At 38.9% G+C, this 21,086-nt stretch carries 21 protein-coding genes and 1 pseudogene; 9 read left to right on the top strand and 13 right to left on the bottom strand.

From position 1 onward, the window contains the following. Positions 1–60 precede the first annotated feature (60 nt). On the bottom strand, positions 61–2,904 hold the full coding sequence (locus tag H5118_RS14610; RefSeq protein ID WP_182738939.1) for a TonB-dependent receptor domain-containing protein: 2,844 nt from the start codon (positions 2,902–2,904) through the stop codon (positions 61–63). Between the two features lie 218 nt (positions 2,905–3,122). After that, the gene (locus H5118_RS14605; RefSeq protein ID WP_182749257.1) at positions 3,123–5,465 is read right to left on the bottom strand and encodes a DNA polymerase II; all 2,343 of its coding nucleotides are present in this window, start codon (positions 5,463–5,465) and stop codon (positions 3,123–3,125) included. 193 nt (positions 5,466–5,658) lie between these two features. Here H5118_RS14605 and dinG point away from each other — a divergent pair, with 193 nt between their 5' ends. The 6 genes from dinG to H5118_RS14575 are packed head-to-tail and all read left to right on the top strand — an operon-like array spanning position 5,659 to position 10,496. Then, positions 5,659–7,734, top strand: a complete 2,076-nt coding sequence (gene dinG, locus H5118_RS14600; RefSeq protein WP_182749255.1) for an ATP-dependent DNA helicase DinG — start codon at positions 5,659–5,661, stop codon at positions 7,732–7,734. Then, positions 7,734–8,510 (top strand): TSUP family transporter, encoded by a 777-nt coding sequence (locus tag H5118_RS14595; protein ID WP_002958254.1) that lies wholly within the window; start codon positions 7,734–7,736, stop codon positions 8,508–8,510. Before dinG ends, H5118_RS14595 begins: the two co-directional genes overlap by 1 nt. 1 nt (position 8,511) lies before the next feature. Then, positions 8,512–9,120 carry a primosomal replication protein gene (locus H5118_RS14590; protein ID WP_002958255.1) on the top strand — a complete coding sequence of 203 codons (609 nt, stop codon included), beginning with the start codon at positions 8,512–8,514 and terminating at the stop codon, positions 9,118–9,120. A 13-nt stretch (positions 9,121–9,133) separates the two neighbouring features. Continuing rightward, positions 9,134–10,027, top strand: coding sequence for a histone deacetylase (locus H5118_RS14585; RefSeq protein ID WP_182693839.1), 894 nt, complete (start codon positions 9,134–9,136; stop codon positions 10,025–10,027). 51 nt (positions 10,028–10,078) lie between these two features. Next, positions 10,079–10,360: a late competence development ComFB family protein gene (locus tag H5118_RS14580; RefSeq protein WP_002958257.1), complete on the top strand. Its 282-nt coding sequence runs from the start codon at positions 10,079–10,081 to the stop codon at positions 10,358–10,360. Next, the gene (locus H5118_RS14575) at positions 10,344–10,496 is read left to right on the top strand and encodes a DUF2496 domain-containing protein (RefSeq protein WP_076914928.1); all 153 of its coding nucleotides are present in this window, start codon (positions 10,344–10,346) and stop codon (positions 10,494–10,496) included. Before H5118_RS14580 ends, H5118_RS14575 begins: the two co-directional genes overlap by 17 nt. 270 nt (positions 10,497–10,766) lie before the next feature. On the opposite strand, the gene H5118_RS14570 is transcribed toward H5118_RS14575, so the two are convergent. The 5 genes from H5118_RS14570 to H5118_RS14550 form a co-directional block, all read right to left on the bottom strand. Beyond that, positions 10,767–11,360, bottom strand: a complete 594-nt coding sequence (locus H5118_RS14570) for an NAD(P)H-dependent oxidoreductase (RefSeq protein ID WP_182712604.1) — start codon at positions 11,358–11,360, stop codon at positions 10,767–10,769. Positions 11,361–11,405: 45 nt separating this feature from the next. After that, positions 11,406–12,170, bottom strand: a complete 765-nt coding sequence (locus H5118_RS14565) for a type 1 glutamine amidotransferase domain-containing protein (RefSeq protein WP_220486985.1) — start codon at positions 12,168–12,170, stop codon at positions 11,406–11,408. Positions 12,171–12,226: 56 nt separating this feature from the next. Beyond that, positions 12,227–12,646, bottom strand: coding sequence for a VOC family protein (locus H5118_RS14560; protein ID WP_182712605.1), 420 nt, complete (start codon positions 12,644–12,646; stop codon positions 12,227–12,229). Between the two features lie 12 nt (positions 12,647–12,658). Next, positions 12,659–12,949, bottom strand: coding sequence for a putative quinol monooxygenase (locus H5118_RS14555; RefSeq protein ID WP_182693737.1), 291 nt, complete (start codon positions 12,947–12,949; stop codon positions 12,659–12,661). 61 nt (positions 12,950–13,010) lie between these two features. Then, entirely contained in the window at positions 13,011–14,003 is a 993-nt protein-coding gene (locus H5118_RS14550; protein ID WP_182693738.1) for a zinc-binding dehydrogenase, read from the bottom strand. A 101-nt stretch (positions 14,004–14,104) separates the two neighbouring features. Here H5118_RS14550 and H5118_RS14545 point away from each other — a divergent pair, with 101 nt between their 5' ends. Continuing rightward, positions 14,105–14,992 (top strand): LysR family transcriptional regulator, encoded by an 888-nt coding sequence (locus tag H5118_RS14545; protein ID WP_182733825.1) that lies wholly within the window; start codon positions 14,105–14,107, stop codon positions 14,990–14,992. 176 nt (positions 14,993–15,168) lie between these two features. Here H5118_RS14545 and H5118_RS20855 read toward each other — a convergent pair. Beyond that, positions 15,169–15,545, bottom strand: a pseudogene (locus H5118_RS20855) (sel1 repeat family protein); the annotation flags it as partial. A gap of 136 nt (positions 15,546–15,681) precedes the next feature. Next, positions 15,682–15,819, bottom strand: coding sequence for a hypothetical protein (locus tag H5118_RS14540; protein WP_002958262.1), 138 nt, complete (start codon positions 15,817–15,819; stop codon positions 15,682–15,684). Positions 15,820–15,921: 102 nt separating this feature from the next. Between H5118_RS14540 and H5118_RS14535 the strand changes: the two genes are divergently transcribed. Continuing rightward, positions 15,922–16,806, top strand: a complete 885-nt coding sequence (locus tag H5118_RS14535; RefSeq protein WP_182749254.1) for a DMT family transporter — start codon at positions 15,922–15,924, stop codon at positions 16,804–16,806. A 32-nt stretch (positions 16,807–16,838) separates the two neighbouring features. On the opposite strand, the gene H5118_RS14530 is transcribed toward H5118_RS14535, so the two are convergent. Genes H5118_RS14530 through H5118_RS14520 form a run of 3 tightly spaced genes read right to left on the bottom strand, consistent with a single transcriptional unit; the run spans position 16,839 to position 18,605 of the window. Next, the gene (locus tag H5118_RS14530; protein ID WP_002958265.1) at positions 16,839–17,351 is read right to left on the bottom strand and encodes a CC0125/CC1285 family lipoprotein; all 513 of its coding nucleotides are present in this window, start codon (positions 17,349–17,351) and stop codon (positions 16,839–16,841) included. 25 nt (positions 17,352–17,376) lie between these two features. Next, positions 17,377–18,117, bottom strand: coding sequence for a hypothetical protein (locus H5118_RS14525; RefSeq protein WP_182749252.1), 741 nt, complete (start codon positions 18,115–18,117; stop codon positions 17,377–17,379). Further along, on the bottom strand, positions 18,114–18,605 hold the full coding sequence (locus H5118_RS14520; protein ID WP_182749250.1) for an RNA polymerase sigma factor: 492 nt from the start codon (positions 18,603–18,605) through the stop codon (positions 18,114–18,116). The genes H5118_RS14525 and H5118_RS14520 overlap by 4 nt, the downstream gene beginning before the upstream one ends. A gap of 149 nt (positions 18,606–18,754) precedes the next feature. Between H5118_RS14520 and H5118_RS14515 the strand changes: the two genes are divergently transcribed. After that, on the top strand, positions 18,755–20,101 hold the full coding sequence (locus tag H5118_RS14515; RefSeq protein ID WP_182749248.1) for a S8 family serine peptidase: 1,347 nt from the start codon (positions 18,755–18,757) through the stop codon (positions 20,099–20,101). On the opposite strand, the gene H5118_RS14510 is transcribed toward H5118_RS14515, so the two are convergent. Then, positions 20,085–21,038: a surface lipoprotein assembly modifier gene (locus H5118_RS14510; RefSeq protein WP_182749247.1), complete on the bottom strand. Its 954-nt coding sequence runs from the start codon at positions 21,036–21,038 to the stop codon at positions 20,085–20,087. The genes H5118_RS14515 and H5118_RS14510 overlap by 17 nt on opposite strands. Positions 21,039–21,086: the final 48 nt, after the last annotated feature.

Genomic DNA, 21,086 nt, shown 5'->3' with positions numbered 1-21,086 from the left:
TTTAAATTAAAAAACCCATAGTGAAATTCACTATGGGTTTTATTTAGCTGTAACTTAAAGTTAGAACTTCAGATTAAAGCTTACATGAACAAAGCGACCTAGCGTGTCATAAAAACCTGCAACTGTGTTTGCATTAGAAGATACAGTATTACCAACTAACGGTGGCTCTTTATCGAAGATATTATTCATACCGCCAGTAAAGGTTAAGTGCTCGTTGTATGAGTAGCTGCCAGAAACATCAATAAAGTTATATGCTTCAATACCACCATCATCAATTAACAACGTATCTGCAGTTCCTTCATAGTCTACAGTACCGTAGTAACGCCATTTAACACCTACACGCCAATCATCACGTAAGTAATTTACATTAGCTGTGTGACGCCATTTTGGAGATGCGAAACAGTCAGTACTAATAGTTCCTGAACAGTCATAAGCTAAATCCGCATCACCTAAAATAGGTTCAACTTCTTTTTGAATGCTGTAGTAACCATTAATATCAAAGTTTAATGCGCCTTCTTCTAAATCCATTTTGTAAGCTGCTGTAAAGTCAACACCTTCCCATGTTTGGCCGCCAATGTTATCGCTCAAGTTTGTAACAAAACCAGCTTGACCTAACCATAAGCTACCAGATGGGCTACGAGTAACATTGTCACAGAAGAAGGCATCGCCTGTTTCAGCACAGTTATTGATAATTCTTTCTGCACCTACAACACCAATTACTTTTTCAATTTCAATCTTGAAGTAATCAATTGAGAAGTTAAATCCATCTAATGGATTTGCAACTAAACCGATAGTAATTGTATCGCCTTCTTCTGGTTCTAGTAACTGATTACCACCCGCGAACTGGTTATACTGACCCGCTGGAGACTCACCAATACCGCCGTATTGTGAAGCACTTACGCCTGTATTAGCACATTGACTTTGTGAGAATACAGGGGTATCGCCTGAACACGAATCCGCACCACTCCATAAGCTAATACTTTGTGCAGAGAATAACTCACCAACATTTGGTGCACGCACAACTTTTGCATAACTTGCTCTTAATTTGTATGCATCTGCAATCGTGTAATCTGTACCAATTGAGTATGTAGTATCTGAACCTGTTGTTGAATAATCAGACCAGCGAGCAGCGGCTGATACATTTAACTCGTCAAGTACAGGAATTTGCAATTCACCATAAACTTCATTTACATCAATAGCACCGTACAAACTTGGAGATGGACCACCTTGACCTAACAGTTGACCTTCTTCGTATACCGTATCTGAAACACGTTCGTAATCTTGCTCACGACGTTCAAAACCGAATACTGCAGCGATAGGAGCTGATGCAGAAGGTAGGCTCCAATCAAATTCACCGGTAACGTAACCACTGTAAATAATCTGTGTTACTAAACCGGTTTGTGTTCCAACACCAGCTAATTGTGCAGCTTGCTCTGCGGTAACACCATCTAATTCAAATACGTTATATAACAAACAACCATCTTCAGTATCACACTCTGTACCTACAGCGCCAACGCGTGGAGCAATTTTTGGCGAAAGTAAGTCATTTTTATAAACTGAGCTTGACGTTGTTGCAGAGTAGTTATAGCTAATATCGTAAGACCAGCTATCGTTAATCTCACCTTCCATACCTGTCAATATTCTGTATGACGTATGCTCAAGGTTATCCTCTCGCGGACCACCTTCAACGTTACGTTTACCAATGTATGCAACGAATTGATCATCGCTGCCTTGGCCAAATAACGTTTGTAGTTGTTCTTTTTGAAGATCAGATAATAACGGGTTGTTATAATCGAATAGAATTTCTTCGTTATAAAAAGTACCAGATTCAGCGATTTGGCCTGCTGTTCTGTTGTGCATAAATGAAAATTCTAAATATGGTCTAAAGTGTTCATTTATTTCATAATCAATAAATGTACCAAACGTAAAGCGCTCATTTGGACGTAAAAAATGGTTTACCGGTGCAAAGTTATAACGGTAGCCATCATCTTCCATAAAACCTTGGCCATTTGGGTTCAAATAACCAAAAAGATTCTGATCGTAATCAACTTCACCGTCTACAACCGGGTAAATATCAAAATGAGGATTTGGAGTAGTAGCAGAACCACTACATGACTGGCCATTGCCACCTAAAGCACACGATGAATAGTCTCGAGTACCTTGTACTAATTCGTTTTGACGGTTATAAGTAACATAACCTACGGCATGACCTTTACCACCATCAAATCCACCACCAACAGTAAAATCGATGCTATAAGCTTTACCATCGATTCCAGTATTACCTGTATCGTAGTCATAACCTTTGTCATCCATCAAACCTTGCATGTACTTGTTATCGTTGTTGTGCTGAAAGCCTGATGAGCCCACATTTAGTGAAATACCATCAAACTCATCATCCATAACAAAGTTAACAACACCAGCAACGGCATCTGCACCGTATACTGCAGCTGCGCCACCTGTTAGTACATCAACGCGTTTGATTAAAGAGGCTGGAATTTGGTTAATGTCAGCAACTTGAGAGGTAATACTACCAGCCTGCATTCTGCGACCATTTATTAACACTAGAGTTCTGTTTGAGCCTAAACCACGTAAATCAACAGTTGCAGTACCTGTTGCGCCATTAGCTAAGAATGAGCTTTGAGCGGCTTCTATTTGCGGAAGTTGGTTTAAAACATCTTCAACACGAGTAAAACCACTTAGCTTGATTTCTTCTGCAGTCATTACTGTTACAGGGCTAGATGTTTCTAAGTCAGTTCTTTTAATTCTAGAACCGGTGACTTGAATACGTTCTACTTTTTCGATTTCATCTTCAGCTGCAAAAGAGCTTGCTGAAAAAGCAGCTGTTGAGGCTGCGCTAAAAGCAAGTGCGATACGCACCGCTTTAGCTACTTGATTATTTAACATTTGATTCTCCCTGGTGTCACTACTTAATAGTAGCAATCATTATTTATTTTATTGTTACAGATTTTTAACAGTAACTAAGGCAAATAATAAACAAAAAACATTGAAAAGCCAACAAAAGTTAACAGGATTTTGCAGAAAAGAATAAATAACGCAATAAAAAGGAAGTTTAAGAAGATTTAGAAGATAAAAACACCACAGCGTTGCTATTTTGGGTATTATTAAAAAAGCTCATCCTGATAATTTAACCCAAAATAAACATTGTAGTTCGAAATAAGATCGACCATTTCAATTAGCGGTACAATCTGCTTTTCTAAATAAGTTGCATAGTCATAGCTATGAAAGCCTTGATACAGTTCAACTCCGCTTGTGGTGTAAACGAATGTAACAAATTCACCTCTATTAACTGTAAATTCACTATTTTTTTTCTGGTGTTTTTTAACTGCTTGAACATGAGGGGGGATATTTTTCTTATAATCGATTAAGTTTTGACCTAGTCTCTTCTTAAAAACGAGTAAATGATCAAAATCACCTTGGTATAACTTTGTTGTATAGTCTTTAACAAGGTCATTTATGCTCAATTTTCCATCAAAAAGACTAGTAAATAGTTCGAACTGGAACTGTTGAGCAAGTTTAGTCCAATCACTTCTTACTGTTTCTAATCCTTTAAATACTAGTTTTGATTCGTTTGGTTTAATTAATTTACCGACATAGCGCTTTTTAGAGCCAACTAGCTTCCCCCTTATGGTTGGCAAAAAGAAAGGGCTATAAAGAGATTCAAATTCTATTTCTAAATGACTTGTTAAGTTATGCGTTTGTTTAATCTCGTTAATCCAATCTGTAGTTATCTTTTTAGCTAAAAACACGCCAATCTCATTACACTCGTCGTGAGTTAAATCATCGTCCAGCTTAATAAATGTAGAATCGGTATCACCATAAATAACGCTATAGCCAAGCTCTTCTATCCATTTTTTAGTTTGTAGCATTATTTCGTGCCCTCTTAATGTAATAGAGCTAGATAACCTGGGATCGTAAAACCTGCATCCTTTTGAGCCTAAAACACCATATAAGCTATTCATTATTATTTTAATTGCTTGAGAAAGCATTTGATCTTGATTGTCTTTGGCGAGCTGTCTTTGTGAGGCTAAGCTTTTAATTAATAAAGGTAAGTGATGTTTATCGCGCGAGAATAGGGCTTCATTAAAACCCTGCACACTATGGTTTGGATTTTTTAAACCTTCTATCAGTCCGAGTGGATCAATGTAGAAAGTTTGCATAATACTGGGGTACAAGCTTTTAAAATCTAAAACAATGACATTTTTATAAAGCCCAGGAATAGACTCCATTACATAACCACCAGGGCTTTCAAATGTAAGCCCATGATCGCCCATATTAGGAGCAACATAACCGCTGCGATGCAGCATTGGTAAATACATATTGATAAAAGCAGCGACAGAGCCGCCCTTTTTTTCAAGCTCTAGCCCTGTGAGCTTTGTTCTTATAATAGAAAAGTCGAGTAGCTTTAATTTATCAAAAATTTTATTTACCAAAATACAATCTTGTCGATTATATTTTGCTAAAGAAAGCTTATCTTCATTAAATTGCCTAATAATTTCCTGCAGACTATTAGCCGTGTCGATTAATTTGGACTCACCCAACACTTGATTTGAAACATTAGCTAGAGAAAAACTCTCAAAACTATATGTACCGTTTTTTAATGTGTCTATTCCATCAACCACACATCGCCCGGGAATCGATACTCGAGTAAAGTGTCCTTTTCGAACATATAAAGGTTGATCTTCCCTACCCAGTAATAACTTAATGCCTAGTGCTTCAGCTCTTTCATGAATAACCGAAAAATCGAACTCAATTACATTCCAGCCAATTATGACATCAGGATCGCTAAGCTTAATAAAATGCTCTACCCCCCTTAACAGCTCAGCCTCATCTACACACCAAATAATATCAAACTCAAGGTTTTCAGTTTCCCTATCTGGCTCGCCAATCATTAAAACACAGTCTAGATTGCAGCCCACAAGTCCAACAGAAAACAAAACGCCACTTTCGTTACATTCAATGTCTAAAGAGAGCTTATTAAGGGCTGGGGAATACTCGTCATTTGCTTTTAATTTTGCCTCTGATACTAATGTATAACCATTTTGATAAAAAACATTACCCGTTATCCAAGCTCCTCCTTTTATAAAGCGCTCCATTAAATAACGCTCTATTGGTCGAATATCTTCTTCAAATAATACAACTCCACGTTGCTTTAAAGCTTTAGCAGCAGAATAAAAATGTTTTAGTGAGTTGAAATAACAAGCCGACATTTCTTCTTGCTGAAAGTTTTTTAGTCTAAGACTTTTAACATTAAAGATAAGTGATTCAGCGGCTAATATTTTATGCGCTATTTCAGCATCTTTGCTTTTAATAAAAAACAGCGCATTCTCGTTAGCTGATACTGTTTTTATAGGCCCTTTGTCACTGCAAAACCATGCTTCGTAGCATATGCCGCTTGCAGTATCATACGCATGAGAAGAAACAATAAAACCGTCTGTTAAGTACACTATTACTAAACCTTATACATATATATGTAAGTTTTTACTTAATTCAAAATGCTTTAAAACCATACATCCAACCTAAATAAACACTCAGATACTTTATTTGCTAAATTAATCTCATCACTTCTTGTAGTTACACTCTTATAACTCTAAAATCCATAGCACTGTAATTATATACATACTTTAGGTAAATCATCCCATGCTTTCTGACTCACTAAAAAAAACAATTAGGCAAGTACACCAGCATGTGGCTAGTAACCTAAAAGATTATCGCCCTCGTAGCAGTCAAAATTATCTTGTAGCCGAAATAGCAAAAACACTTGCTGGCGAATACCATAAAAAGCAGCGCATTTGCGTAATTGAAGCAGGCACCGGTACCGGTAAGTCTCTTGCCTATTGTTTAGGCGCGTTGCCTCTTGCCTTAGCGCAAAAAAAGAAGCTAGTTATTTCTACCGCAACCGTTGCACTGCAAGAACAATTAATAGCAAAAGAGCTCCCATTTTTTAAAAAGCATTCAGGCCTCGACTTTAAATTTGATTTGGTAAAAGGTCGCCATCGTTATATTTGCGCTCACAAATTACATAATGCTGTAAACGGCGATAGTCAAACACAAATGGACTTTATGCCAACGCTTACTTCACCATTGAGCGCAATGGAAACCAAGTGTTTGAATGAGCTATATAACGCATATGTGAATAAAAAATGGCAAGGCGATAGAGACAGCTGGGCCGATACTGTACCCGACAGAGTATGGAACTTAATAGCGTGCGATAAACATTCATGCCAACGCCAAATGAAGGCCCATCAAACGTGTCCGTTTCAGCTTGCTCGTAATCAATTAATGCAAATGGATGTGCTGGTAATTAATCACTCTTTATTACTAGCTGATTTAGACTTAGGCGGCGGTAAAATTTTACCCGAGCCCGACAACACCATTTATATAATTGATGAAGCGCATCATTTAGCACATATAACACGCGACTTTTCATCGGCCGCAGCAACAATTAAAGGTACAATAGAATGGCTTGATAAGCTCACCAAGTTTAGCGGAAAAATGGCAAAGGTTTTAGTGGGGCAAAGAGCCATTGGCCAAAACTTTAAACTTTGCGACAGTATTAATGACGCGAATAAAGATTTAAAAGTAGTTCGCGATATTCTCGATAATGCTGACTTTGAATATTCGAAAGACGATACTTATCGCTTTGAGCACGGTGAAATTCCACAATCGCTGCACAGTAAAGCAAAAGACATAAGCGAAGCCACGCAAGATGCGCTGCGCTGTTTAAACAAAATGCACGACACCCTTACCCAAGATGTAAGCGACGGCGACATAAAACCTTACGTTGCCGACCCAATACTAGGCGAAAGCGGTCAATACATAAACCGCTTAGAGCAACTAAACAAACTATGGTTTAGTTACGCAAAAAAAGGCGAAGGTGCTCCCCATGCACGGTGGATAAAACGTCTTGAATATAAAAGCCATCACGACCACTTATTAAGCGACTGCCCTATCGAGGTCGGTTATTACTTAAAAGATAAATTGTGGCGAGAATGCGCGGGCGCTGTTTTGTGCTCTGCGACATTAAGTGCACTGGGCTCGTTTGATCACTTTGCTTACGAAACAGGACTTGCTAAAGAAGAAGGCGTTAAATTTATTAAAGTACCTTCTCCTTTTGATTACCCAAAACAAGCCACTTTACGTATTCCGGTATCTAAAGTAGAACCTACCGATAAAGACTTTAGTGATCACCTAGCTAAAACTTTACCAGAGTACCTAAATGATAAAAAAGCGAACCTTGTACTATTCGCTTCTTACTGGCAAATGGACCACGTAACAAAGTTTCTTAGAACAAAAGGTTTTAACTTATTAGTACAAGGTGAGATGTCGCGAGAAGCATTGCTTAAATTACACACTAAAAATGTAGACGAAGGCAAAGGCAGTATTTTATTTGGAACCCAGAGCCTTTCGGAAGGTCTTGATTTACCAGGTAAATATTTAGAGAACCTAATAATTACTAAAATTCCGTTTGCTGTACCTACTTCGCCAATAGAAGAAGCGCAAGCAGAATTTGTACAAAGCAAAGGTGGTAACCCGTTTTTAACGATTACCGTGCCAGATGCCGCAAAGAAATTGGTACAAAGCTGTGGTAGACTGCTGCGAAAAGAGAGTGATGAAGGCTGTATTACTATTCTCGATAGACGCTTAGTTACTAAGCGATACGGTAAAGCCATGCTCGACACCCTACCACCTTTTAAAAGACAAATAGATTATTAATGTTTGAACTCGCACTCGATCCAACAACCTGGGCTGTTTTATGTGCTGTTGCACTTGCCGCAGGTTTTATAGACGCTATCGCCGGTGGCGGTGGCATGTTAACTGTACCCGCTTTATTAACTGCTGGCTTACCTCCACATTTAACATTAGGCACCAATAAATTAGCGGCTAGCTTTGGCTCGTTAACGGCAAGCTATACATACTATAAAAAGAACTTATTTAGTCCTAAGTTTTGGGCAGCCTCCATTATTGCTACCGCAATAGGTGCATTGATAGGTACTGTTATTGTTGATCATTTAAGTATCGATTTTTTAAACAAACTACTCCCCATTATTATTATTTTAGTTGCTGGCTATAGCTTATTTGGTAATTTAAGCACCACCGAAGGCGATGAACTTCCTAAACTAAACAAAGCGATGAAAATAAAACAATGGCTACAAGGTTTAGCATTAGGCTTTTTTGATGGTTTAGCAGGCCCAGGTACGGGTACATTTTGGACTGCTTCTAATGGCATGCTTTACAAAATGAACCTGCTACTCAACTGTGGTTTAGCGCGTTCAATGAATTTTGTGTCTAACTTTATATCTTTAATTACCTTTGTTGCACTCGGCCATGTAAACTTTTTACTTGGCATAACAATGGGCTTTTTTATTATGCTAGGCGCATGGTTTGGGGCGCATTCAGCAATACGTTTTGGTAGCAAATTTATTCGCCCAGTATTTAATACTATGGTTATACTTTTAGCATTAAAACTAATTTACGAGGCTTACTTTTAATATGCATTCAATGGCTTTAGATAAACTACGCCAACAAGTTGCAACGCTAAAACAACAAGCTGAGCAATTTGATAAAGCTAAACTTTTTTCTAAAAATCGTTACATGCAAGCACAACCTAGCTTGTTTGACCGCGCAGTTTTTAGTACCAAAAGCATGAACCTAGTCGATTACGTAATAGAAATAGAAGATGAAGTTTCGAGGTTACCGCCAAGCGAGCATCGCCATGCTTATACCTACGCGCTTGAACGTATTGCAGCTCAAATACAAGCTGTATTCAATGTTATTAAATCTACCCCTATTTGGGTTAAAGAAAACAAAAGCCATTATAAACCACGCCCTAAGCAAACCGTTTATAAGCAAGCTGTGCAAAAAATAATGCAATCATCCCATGAGCTTTACGACGAATTAAAACAAAACCATGAGTTTGAACGCCGTTTAGTGCTCATGATTGAAGAGCGAAAAATGCAAATGGATAAAGCCTCGCCTGCTAAAGCACAAAAGCTTAACCTTGAAATATTAAGCACACACGCTCGATTAGGCCGCTGCAGAAAAGCAATTTCTGCCACCGAAGATAAAATTCAACAAGTAGAAAAACAGCAGCTGCGTTAAGGCGCACTTTACTATGCAGCTTTATTATCATCCATTGTATTCAGACCTTATACTCCCAGAACGTCATCGATTCCCTATTCAAAAGTATAAGTTACTTAAAACAGAAATAGAAAACCTAGGTGTTTCGGCTATTCACTTTCAAGAGCCTAAAAAAGCAACCAAATCTCAACTTTCGCTATGTCATAGCCAACGTTATATAGATGACTTTTTAAATGGGACTCTTAGCAATAAAGCCATAAAAAAAATGGGCTTTCCTTATTCAAATGAATTGGTAGAGCGCACATTACTATCAGTTGGGGCAAGCATCCAAAGTAGTGAACACGCGCTAAAACATGGTTTTTCGGCTAATTTAAGTGGTGGCTATCATCATGCATACAGTGATTACGGCAGCGGTTTTTGTATTTTTAACGATCTAGCTATTGCAGCAGCACATTTAATAAATACAGAGCAAGCCGACACTGTTTTAATTTTTGATTGCGACGTACACCAAGGCGATGGCACAGCACAAATCACTCAAAACCATGACCAAATTATTACCTGCTCAATTCATTGTGAACAAAATTTTCCTCGTAATAAACAAGAGTCCACCTACGATTTTGCATTGCCCGCTAAAACAACCGACGCTGAGTACCTTGCTACATTAGAGCAAGCACTCGATTTTTGCGTGCGTATTCATAACCCCGATATTATTTTGTATAATGCAGGTGCTGATATTTACACAAAAGACGAGTTAGGCTTGTTTGAAGTATCACTAGATGGCGTATATAAACGCGACTTTTTTACTCTCAACTTTTGTAAGCAACACCAAATCCCACTAATGTGCGGCCTAGGCGGAGGTTATCAGCGTAATTTGAGCTCACTAATTAATGTTCATAAACAACTATTTAAAGCCGCTATCGATTTATAGCAAGCCATAGTATAGACTCAATTAAACTGATTATTTTAAAGCGGTGGGAATATGCGATTACACGAAGACATACACAACTATTACGAAAAGATTGTAGTCGAGGAAGTTATCAAACTTAAACTTGATGAAAAATATGATGAAGATGTAATGGCTGACTTTTGTTGTACGGTACTAAATCAGCTCCCACCACGATATATTCGCTACGATGTAGATATGGCGTTTTATTTACCGCAATCAGAACGCATACATATGGAACAACGTGTACAAACAGCAATAAATGTTGCCATTAGCCAAATATCAAAAAAGAAAGAGTTAAATGACAAGTCCACTTGATCAAGCCCCTACACATATGAAACTTGCAGTAGATTTAATTATGATACTAGAGCAACACGATGTTGCTCCAGAAGAAGTACTTAAAGCACTTGAAATAGTTAAAAGCGACTTTGAAAAGAAGCTAGAAAAGTCATAACTCTATTCTATTATTTGTATGTCGTGCTCGGTAACGCTACCTTCGTGCTTAGTGCAATCAATTTTCTTGAATAAATCTTAACTTGACCTGTCAGATTCGAATAATAGAACTCAATCGAATCTGACAGTTGTATATGTGTTGACTCAAAGTCGCTGTGTTTATTTTGGGAAAGATCAGAAGCTATCTACATAAAACACCATATAACATATGTATATGGTGTTATAAGGGGACAAAAAGTCCACTGAGTAAAGCTGTTTGAAACACTTAAAACTACCAAATCAGATTTACAATTGCATCCTCTAAGTGTAGTTTGTACCGTTCCATATCAGCTTGAATTTTTGGGTTTTTCATGACATCACTACAAATAAAAGTTTCTAGTGGCTCCATTCCTAAAAACTGATTTGCTTTGTGCACTGGCAAATACACACCATCTATCCCGACCCCTTCGAAGAACTGCTCATTATCAATGAAAGCTTCCATTGGGGCGTTCCACGTAACAGAAAGCAAGTATTTTTTACCTTGAAGTAAGCCGCCAGAGCCATAGTTCTTTGAACTATCACTTCTAGACCTACCGTCACTTTCATACAACTTCCCGTGTCCGGCGGTGAAAACCTCGTCCATGTACTTTTTCACAGTCCATGGAGGCCCCATCCACCATGCTGGCATCTGAAATATTACCAAATCTGCCCATAGCCATTTAGATATTTCTTCATCAACATCATAACCTTTATCGATAGTCGTATTACTAATATTGCAGTTTCTCTGTCTAAAGAAGTTTTCAGCAAAGGCTGCAAGGGAACTATTCAGTTCACCTTTAGAGTGAGCGAAACTTTTTCCGCCATTTAATATTAAGATATTTTTCACTAGGTGCTACTTCCAATTCTTTATTAGCATTTCACTTACAACCCACTAATTAATAAAGCTCTTAGAATTAATCGATTTGATATCTTTTAGTTCGGACAGAATTTCTTCACCAACTTTTCGAGCAGATTGTGGGTTTTGACCAGTAATTACTCGCTTATCATTCACTACATTTTCTACCCACGCTGCACCATAGATGTGCTTTGCACCTCTAGAAATTAAAGTATCCTGTAGTGAAAACGGAACCACATCTGTTAGTCCAATATTTGACTCTTCTTCGTTAGTAAACGCAGCTAATTTTTTTCCTTCAACGACGTATTGTCCGTTACTAAGTTTTACATCTGTAAAAGCAGCTGGCCCGTGGCAAATAGCACTTACAACACCGCCTCTTTCATATATTGAAGCGGTTAACTTATTGATAAGTTCATTGTTCGAGAAGTCCCACATTGTTCCGTGTCCTCCTGCATAAACTACCGCTTGATAATCTTCACTGTTTACATCTTCAATTGCTATGGTGTTTATAATTGAAGCCATAAGTTTTTTATCATTGATAAACCTAGCATTATCTTCGTCTGAAAAATCTAGACTTTCAGGGTCTATTGGTGCCATTCCACCTTCAATGCTAGCAACATCAACTTCAAAGCCTGCATCAGCAAGAACATAATAAGGGTGCGTTAATTCACCTAGCCAAAATCCAGTTTTCATATCTAACGAACCCATCTTATTGTGGCTAGTCAATACGAAAAGGACTTTATCCGCAGCAAAGCTTGGGGCAGCGAAAACTAGCGTCATGAATAATAATAGAAATTTCATAATATCTTTCTCATACAAATTTAACCAACGGACTCGTTGGTTACATATTTAATACTTTACCAACTACCAATATTTGGCATTGAAGCCCAAGGCTCAGCTTGTGGTAGCGGCTCACCTGCTTGTAACAACTCGACTGAAATATCATCTGGGGAGCGTACAAAGGCCATGTGACCGTCTCTAGGAGGTCTATTTATTTCGATACCTAGTGCCTGTAAATGAGCGCATGTCTCATATATGTTTTGAACCCTGTATGCTATGTGCCCAAAGTTTCGTCCAGAATATAGAGAATCAGGATCCCAGTTATACGTAAGTTCAATTTGAGCGCTTTCATCACCTGGTGCAGCTAAAAAGATTAGAGTGAACTTATCTTTAAAGTAGTCTTTCCTTTTAAGAATCTTCAACCCTAAACCTTCACAGAAAAACCTCAGTGATGCTTCAATATCTGATATGCGCAGCATTGTGTGAAGATACTTCATTTATCACAAACCTTAAAACACACGAGCTGTTTGAATATCGACTGATAGCACTCTATCTTCTAATGAGGCTTGTAATTGAAGATAATGCGGCAGACTCTTATGTTGTTCTAAAGAATCTATGTCACGCCACATTTCAACCAATGTGATCTTTTGTGAACCATTCGTATCAGGGTAAACATCATAACGCTCGCACCCATCTTCAAGCACACTTTCACTTGCGCACTTATAAATTGCGTTTAAAACGGTGTTGTAATGCTGTGTTTCACATAGGATATCCACAACAATCATAACTTCATTGTTCATTTTTAACCTCTATTTTGGTGTATAAGGCTGCTAACACAGCCTTTAGTTCAAGAAGAGAGAATTAACGCTCAATGACGATTTTGCCTGTAGCTAATCCTGACTCTAGACGAGAGTGAGCAGCTTTAACTCCATCCAAAGTGAAAGGGAAAACACTATCAATCAAAGGTTTAACTTGGCCTTTATCTACAAGCCCAGCAAGTCGGCGTAGAATGTCACCGTGAGTATCTCTATCGATATTGTGAATAATCGAAATCGCCATAAATACAAGATCTAACCTAAGAGCCTTAAAGTGCATTTCAGTTAAGTTATAATCAGCATAACCAATTGTAGAAATAACATGCCCTTTCAGTTTTGCAGCGATTAGTGAGTTTTGCAGAACTGGCCCACCCACTGTATCAAATACAGTATCGAAACCATGACCATTGGTTAATCTTTCAACATATTCCTTTGGTTCTTCTTTAGGGAATAGAACCGTTTCGTCTGCACCCAATTGTTTTGCAATTTCTGCGCGTTCTTCATCTACAACAGTCGTTGTAACATGTGCACCTAGCGCTTTCGCAAGCTGTAGACCGATGTGGCCTACACCACCTGTACCACCATGAACTAAAACTTTATCGCTCGGCTGGATTTCAGCTCGACCAATAATTGCTTCCCAAGCGGTAATTGCTACTAAAGGCAAGCTAGCCGCTTCACCAAAGCTAAGCGTTTTAGGTTTGTGTGCTAATAATACAGCGTCAGCTTCAACCTTATCAGCTAGAGTACCTGGAATGCCAACAATACCACCGACACAACCATACACTTCATCACCAACTTTGAAGTTAGTTACACCTTCACCAACTTCACTGATTACACCCGATACATCCATGTGAAGGATTGCAGGGTAAACCATACCAGCAGTACCTTCACTGCCTTTACGGATTTTAGTATCTACAGGATTCACACTTGTCGCTTTTACATCAATTACGACATGACCACGTTTTGGTTTTGGTGCATCAACTTCGATTTCGTGTAGAACATCAACATCACCATGACCATTAATTGCAATTGCTTTCATAAAATTTACCTCTTTGTTATTGACGAAAGTGATGTTATCAACATAATTAACTACCAGAAACACACCAAAGGTTTAATGATTAATTCCGAAAGGTTGATAATGTGATTGATTCCATAGAAGAGCTGAAGATATTCAGTACGATTTTTGAACTCAAATCTATCCGAATGGCTGCTGATGCTCACAATCTAACGGCTGCGGCAGTAAGTAAAAGGTTGATAGCGCTCGAAAACAGACTGAGTGCGAAATTATTTTATAGAACAACTCGGACTCTTAGTCCGACATTTACAGGTGAGAAGCTATATAACCATGCACAAAGACTGTTAAGTATTAGTGATGAGATTAAACATGACCTTGACCCAACTAATACGTTAAAAGGAAAAATAAAAATAACTGCGTCGGCTTCTTTTACGCAAAGCTATTTATTACCTGTGATTAGCAGCTTTTTAAAAAATTTCCCGCAAGTTAATATTGAAATCATTTCTACTGACAGCTTGGTAAATTTAACTGAACAAGGTGTTGATTTAGCTGTTAGGCATGGCCCTTCGCGGGACTCATCGTTAATAGGTCAAAAGCTATCCGATACAAAGAGAGTCTTATGTGCAACGCCGAGTTATTTAGAAAAGAGAGGAGTGCCACATTCACCTGAATATTTAACAGAGCATACTTTATTAACCGTTGGTAATGAAACTAATTGGTCATTCATTAGAGAAGGTGAACGGAAAACAGTTAAGTTAAACCCTGCCTTTTCTTCTAGCTTAGGAGACAGCGTTTTGAGTATGGTGGAATTAGACCACGGTATCGCGCTTTTGTCAGATTGGCACATTAAAGAAAGTGTTGCTCAAGAGCGCTTAAAGGTTATTTTGGAGGACTGGGAATGCGACCCCTCAATTTCAATTAACCTGTTATATCCTTCTAGGAAAAACCAATCGATAATAGTTAAGAACTTCATTGACCACTTGAAAAAGTGGATAAAAAGTAATCCTCTTTAAATATAAACTTTGCTTTTTTGGAACTCTACCACTGCAAGACGGTTGCTATTAGAATTTAGAGGCTTTCCAGCTAACGAGACTGTAACTGATAATTTTACAAAAATGCGCTAGAGAGGCCGCCCGTTATTCGCTCATAGCTGCTTGTCAGATAAAGTCTAAACTATTTGCGTTTACTGTCAGATTAGATGTGAGCTACTACATTTAACTTCACCAAATGTACGTCTAGGCGAAGTTGAACGCCGACAGGTCATATTTTGTGCTTTAACGCCAAATTGCGTTATATACAACTCAACTGTTTCGTCTATTTGTTGTTTTTGCTGCGTAGTCGCTGCACTGTAAAATGCATCGTATTGCGCAGACCAATTCTCAACCCCTCTTCTTTTGCAACACCTAGCCAGCCCATTCCGAGTTTAGTAGATTGCTCCAAGTATTGGCCTTTTAAAAACATGAATGCCAACGTATATTGTGCACTTTTATAGCCAAGTGCTGCCGGCTCTTTTAAATCATAAAAAGCTTGCTCGTACAGCCCCTTTTTATACGCTTTATACCAATTCGCTTAATTAAGTAATCTATTTTGAGGATGGAGAAACTTGTTGATAGCTAGGCAAAAAATTCGCTATTTAGTTGTTCTAAATGAAAATTTTTTAACGCAGGTAGCGACACGTTTAGCCCCGCAAAATGATTAAGTATTATTGCGGATTGGTATTAATACCATTGTATTCTTTTTTCTTCATTGTATTGTCGCTGTATAGGCTAACAGGGGTCGACCCACACCCACCTAATAAACCTACAGCCAAAATTGCTGCAACCGATATACATTTAGCCATAACTAGTCCTTTATTATTTTTATATGCGAGTACCGAATCTGGCTTACACTCTTTGCAAAGCCTGCTATTGTGTAATCCTGTTTGTATAATTAAAATACTATCATGAGCTTAGCAAGTTTACTTCGGTTATTTTTTCTGGCTGCAATTTGGGGCGCGTCATTTTTATTTATGCGAATGGCAGCTAACAGCTTAGGCCCAGCGGTGTTAATAGAATTTAGAGTTGGCTTTGCCGCACTCACCCTCTTTATTGTGGCGCTGTACTTAAAACGCCGCTTGGCGTTTACTGAGCACACAAAACACTTTTTTATAATAGGCGCGTTTAACTCTGCTCTGCCGTTTTTATTTTTTGCTTACGCAGCCCAAACTATTAGCGCATCCACACTCTCAATTTTAAATTCTACAACACCAATGTGGGGTGTTGTTGTTGGAATTTTATGGACAAAAACAAAGCCCAATAAAAGTATGGTGATTGGTTTACTGCTGGGTTTAATTGGCGTAGTTATTTTGGTTGGGCAAAATCATTTTGTGTTAAATAGCCAATCAATTTTGGCCATTGTAGCAGCATTAAGCGCATCACTTTGCTATGCCATTGCATCGCATTACACTAAAAACGCGCCTAAACTGCCCCCATTCGATAACGCCCATGGCTCAATGTGGGCTTCAAGCTTTATGGTATTACCGCTTATCTTATTTATGCCAATACGAGAAATACCAAGCACCAATATTATGCTAGGTGTATTAGTACTGGGCGTAGTATGTACCGCACTTGCTTATATTTTATTTTTTAAATTAATCGAAGATATAGGCCCTACCTCGGCGTTAACAGTCACTTTTTTAATTCCGCTATTTGGCATTTTTTGGGGGCATTTAATTTTAGATGAGCAAGTTGGGCCAAATACATTATTAGGCGCATTATTTGTCATTGTGGGCACTATGCTGGTTACTGGATTTTTACCACGAAAAAAGCACTTAGCTAAAACAAGCTAAGTGCTTATATCAAGCGCTTTTACCAAAAAAGCTTACTTTTGCGCCTTTTTGCTTAAGTTTTCAATTAAGTCTTGGGCGCTAAAACTGTTGTCGCTTGGCTTTATCCCTTTGCCCATTTTAATATCAATTAAGGTGTGCACTTCTTTGCGTTTATCATTGTTACTTACCTGTACGCCTACGCTGCTTGTTGGGCGTGCACGAGTTTCGCAGGTTAATAAACCACAGCTTCGCTCATATTGCTGGCTTTGTGATGCACTAATAGATGACGCGGGAGCTTGCGATTTAGACTCAACAAAGGTTTCTTTGTTGGTTACAACAAACCAATCGTAGCCTTGTGCTTGGGTAAGCTCAGCCGCGCGTAATAATGCATAGTCACCGGCATCGGCTACATTATTTGATACGCTTTTAAACTCTACTCGGTATTGATCGTCGCTAATTTTTTGCTCGCTGTAACCTTGTGAGCCATTATTTGCGGCGCGATAATCAGGTTTAGATGCACAGCCCGCCATAAGTAAAATACTGATAATTAAAATAGATGTTTTCATAGTTCACCTCGTTTTATACACATTATTATTTGTTTAACTGCCACTTTGCGCTAATTGCTTGCTGCTCTTGCGCTCTATCGAGTGGTGCGCCGCTGATCATGCTATCTATAACAGCATCTAAGTCACTGTTATTAGACGCCGTTTGATATTGCGCGCCATTGTTACTTTGCTGCGTAGCTGTTTGCGCTTTAATTTGCCAACCGCTTTGCGTTTTACAAGCAATGCTTGTTTGCGTTGTATTATTTGAGCTTAGTGCATACTGCCTACAAAGCTCACCTTGCTGATTTTTAAAACTTAGCTGTGCGCTAAATACTGAGCCATCACTTTGCTCAAACACACCACTACTTAGCTGCGTATTAAGGGCTGAAGCTGTATTGCTGGCTACTAAGTTTTGCGCCTCACTGGGTTGTAAATAGCTCGTCATTGCAATACCAAATACCACAGCTACGCTTGCTGCTATTGCTATACTTTTATTAGCCGATTGCTTAACCTTTTGCCAAGGCGTTAACGTTACTACATTACTGTTTAACGTGTTTTTTGTCGTTGCTATATCAAGCTTTGCAACCGTTTTAGCTAATGACTCACTAAGGGGGGCGTCGTCAATACTTGTTGCGTGCTCTTTCACTCGCATGTCTACTTCGCTTAGCTCTGCAAGTCGCATTACTAGTTCATCATCGGTTTCAAGGGCTTTACGCACTTGTTCCATTTCGTGCTCGCTTAGCTCTGAGTCTAAAAAGGCGCTAAGTGTTTCGTCGTTAATGTTCATACTTGCTCCTTTTTAAAGTCGGGTTTTATTAAGTTATAAAGTGTACTGCGTGCTCGTGATAATTTACTCATTACACTGCCTATAGGTATATCTAGCGTATGTGCTACGTCTTTATAGGCCATGCCCTGCACTGCCACCAGCGATACGATGGCGCGTTGCTCTTCGGGTAATTGCCCAAGTGCTGTATTTACATTTTTAAGTATTTGTTTGTTTTCGAGTGTTTGGTGCTCATTACTTGTAATTGGCTCTGGTAATATATCGGCCTGGGCCGTATTTTGCCTTACCTTGCGTGAGCGGTATTCGTCTATCCACACATTGCGGCAAATTTTAAACGCCCATTTAGCAGGCTCAACGTCATCTGGAATGCCTTTTACTAATAGTTTTTCAATTGTTATTTGCACTACATCGTCTGCATCTGCTTTACTACCCGTTAGCGAATAGGCAAAACGCCTAAGCATGGGCAATAAGGTTTTTATAGTTTCGTTCATTGATTTTTACCCCTTTTATAAAGAAGACGATTCAAAAAAACATTTATTCCCAAATAATCAAAATAATCAAAATAATTTGAATAATGAAATATTTTTATGTGTTAAACGTTAACTAACTAGCATGATAAATTTAATAAAAGTAACCCACTATGAATATTAAAAACACACGCGTTAAACACATAATAGCCGCTTCGCTTTGTATATTTAGCGCAACGAGTTCAGCCAATATAGTAAGAGTCGATCAGGTGCTTGGGCAGCTAAACCCAATAGAGCAGCGTATTGAGCAAACTATAGAGCGAGCACAGCGCCTGCCGCTTCCGGTGCCTGTTCCACAAATATCGATTGATGAACTAAAAGCGCAAATTAGTGAGCCAATTAGCAGCTTACCCAATGTGCTTAACATTAATATAAATAGCCAAAACACCGCATTTGTTGAAGTAGAGCTTGAAAACGGCTTTAGAGCAATAGAGCGCCAATGGTTATTAATGGCAAATAGCCAACAACTTAATACCCTAAAGCAGCAAAATGTAACCATTGTATCGGTAAAAAATTACAACGCACTTAACATGAGCTTAGTGCGCTTTAATGTACCCCAAGGTGTTAACTCTAAAAGTGAGTTATTAAAAGCACTTAACTTAGATGAGTCTGCAATACTTGACCGAAACCACATTTACCAAGCGCAAACAGGCGAGCCTAGCGTGAAAGTAACACCAAATAAGCCTGTTGCTCCTTACTGCACACAAAGCGTAAAAATTGGCATGATCGACAGCGCAATTAATACCAAACACAACGCTTTTAAAGGCGCAAATATCACCACGCAAAGCTTTTTACCTAAAGGGTTAAGCTCGCCAAATTTACACGGCACCGCCATAGCGGGGTTAATTACAGGTAAAGGAGTAATGCTCAGCCCGCTTTTAAGCAGTGCAGAGCTATACAGTGCCGAGGTGTTTTATAGGCAATCTGAATATGCACAAGGGGCTACATTATTTGCCATAGTAGAGGCACTTAACTGGCTAGTTAGTAATAAAATCCCCGTAATAAATATGAGCCTAACAGGGCCAAATAACGCAATTTTAGAAGCAAGTATTACTGCAGCATTAAAACAAAACGTATTAATTGTAGCTGCTGCGGGTAACCAAGGGCCGGCGTCGCAGCCGTTATACCCAGGCGCGTATAAAAGCGTGATAGCGGTAAGTGCTATTGATTCAAAAAACCACATTTATAGATGGTCAAATAAAGGCGATTACATAGACTTTGCAGCCCTTGGTGTAAATGTTGTTACAAGCCAAGGCAATGGAAAATTTGGGAGGGAGTCGGGTACGTCAATGGCGGCGCCGCATGTAAGCGCGGCATTAAGTTGTTTATTGTTAAAGCATGGGAATAATAAAACCAAAGCACTTAACGAGCTTACATCGCTGGTCGTCGATTTAGGCGAGCAAGGCAAAGACACCACCTTTGGTTATGGCGCCATTTACCCACCTAAAAGTGCACTTTAACTGACGCCGATAAAACCGATTGCGTATAGGTATTACTACTAAGCTTTGATTGATAATCGCCATATTCAGCCTCGGCTATGAGTGTTACGTGCTCAAACACAGCTAGGTTATAAAACGCATTAACTACATTTCGGTGCTCATCTCGCGACGGTATTTGCTCAAAAAAATCATCCGTTGTTTGCTCATCGTAATCTTTATTTTGATAACGCCAGCCAGCCCCTACTTTGTTAGCCACATTAAAGGCCGTAAATTTGTGCGTAACTTTAGTAGTAAAGCCGTAGCCGTTAAAGTCGTATTGGTTGTCGTCGGCGTTTTCTTTATCAGCACTTAGCGTTGCCATTAGCATGGTTTGGCCATTATTTATAAAATGATAAAGCGCTACATCGGCACCTACACCATCGGCATTACGTGCTTTTGCAGTAGCAAAACGTTTAGCTTTGGTTTTTATGCTCATACGCAAATACGTATGTGGGTTTAAAAAGTGGCCATAGTAAGCACTAGCTTGATTAAAATGTAAAAATGTTTCGCCATCTACATTTGCTTTTGCGCCATCGTAACGAACCCCTAGCTCATGGCTATTAAAGCTGTAGCTGCCATCTAAACCATATTGATGAAGGTCTAAATCGTATTGATCAAATTCATCGTAGTCTTGTTGTTCAAACCGATAGCTTGAGGTTAATTTGGCGCCTTTGGTTAATTGCCATTTTGCATTAACACCGGCTGCGGTTTTTATGCCACTGTCGCTTTGTGACGAAATATCGTCAAGCTCCTGAACAGAGAGCGCTGAATTGCTCAATACCCCAACTTCTGCATCTGCATTTAGCTCAAAGCTACTTTTAAAGGGTTTATTTTGCTCAGGTGTTTTAACGTGGTTGGTTTGTGCAAGCACCGCTTGGGCACTAAAAACACACAATGTGGCGGTTATAACTGCTTTCATATTTATTCTCCAACAGGCCGAATAGGTTTCCCTATTCGGCATTTGTGC

It is taken from the genome of Pseudoalteromonas sp. SR41-1 (assembly GCF_014164015.1).
Classification (GTDB): domain Bacteria; phylum Pseudomonadota; class Gammaproteobacteria; order Enterobacterales; family Alteromonadaceae; genus Pseudoalteromonas; species Pseudoalteromonas distincta.
This window is presented reverse-complemented; position numbering and strand designations above follow the sequence as displayed.

Excerpts from the sequence above, each read along its gene's own strand:
- H5118_RS14610 (WP_182738939.1), bottom strand. The coding sequence starts at position 2,904 with ATGTTAAATAATCAAGTAGCTAAAGCGGTGCGTATCGCACTTGCTTTT.
- dinG (WP_182749255.1), top strand. The coding sequence starts at position 5,659 with ATGCTTTCTGACTCACTAAAAAAAACAATTAGGCAAGTACACCAGCAT.
- H5118_RS14595 (WP_002958254.1), top strand. The coding sequence starts at position 7,734 with ATGTTTGAACTCGCACTCGATCCAACAACCTGGGCTGTTTTATGTGCT.
- H5118_RS14590 (WP_002958255.1), top strand. The coding sequence starts at position 8,512 with ATGCATTCAATGGCTTTAGATAAACTACGCCAACAAGTTGCAACGCTA.
- H5118_RS14585 (WP_182693839.1), top strand. The coding sequence starts at position 9,134 with ATGCAGCTTTATTATCATCCATTGTATTCAGACCTTATACTCCCAGAA.
- H5118_RS14580 (WP_002958257.1), top strand. The coding sequence starts at position 10,079 with ATGCGATTACACGAAGACATACACAACTATTACGAAAAGATTGTAGTC.
- H5118_RS14575 (WP_076914928.1), top strand. The coding sequence starts at position 10,344 with ATGACAAGTCCACTTGATCAAGCCCCTACACATATGAAACTTGCAGTA.
- H5118_RS14565 (WP_220486985.1), bottom strand. The coding sequence starts at position 12,170 with ATGAAATTTCTATTATTATTCATGACGCTAGTTTTCGCTGCCCCAAGC.
- H5118_RS14560 (WP_182712605.1), bottom strand. The coding sequence starts at position 12,646 with ATGAAGTATCTTCACACAATGCTGCGCATATCAGATATTGAAGCATCA.
- H5118_RS14555 (WP_182693737.1), bottom strand. The coding sequence starts at position 12,949 with ATGAACAATGAAGTTATGATTGTTGTGGATATCCTATGTGAAACACAG.
- H5118_RS14550 (WP_182693738.1), bottom strand. The coding sequence starts at position 14,003 with ATGAAAGCAATTGCAATTAATGGTCATGGTGATGTTGATGTTCTACAC.
- H5118_RS14540 (WP_002958262.1), bottom strand. The coding sequence starts at position 15,819 with ATGGCTAAATGTATATCGGTTGCAGCAATTTTGGCTGTAGGTTTATTA.
- H5118_RS14535 (WP_182749254.1), top strand. The coding sequence starts at position 15,922 with ATGAGCTTAGCAAGTTTACTTCGGTTATTTTTTCTGGCTGCAATTTGG.
- H5118_RS14530 (WP_002958265.1), bottom strand. The coding sequence starts at position 17,351 with ATGAAAACATCTATTTTAATTATCAGTATTTTACTTATGGCGGGCTGT.
- H5118_RS14525 (WP_182749252.1), bottom strand. The coding sequence starts at position 18,117 with ATGAACATTAACGACGAAACACTTAGCGCCTTTTTAGACTCAGAGCTA.
- H5118_RS14520 (WP_182749250.1), bottom strand. The coding sequence starts at position 18,605 with ATGAACGAAACTATAAAAACCTTATTGCCCATGCTTAGGCGTTTTGCC.
- H5118_RS14515 (WP_182749248.1), top strand. The coding sequence starts at position 18,755 with ATGAATATTAAAAACACACGCGTTAAACACATAATAGCCGCTTCGCTT.
- H5118_RS14510 (WP_182749247.1), bottom strand. The coding sequence starts at position 21,038 with ATGAAAGCAGTTATAACCGCCACATTGTGTGTTTTTAGTGCCCAAGCG.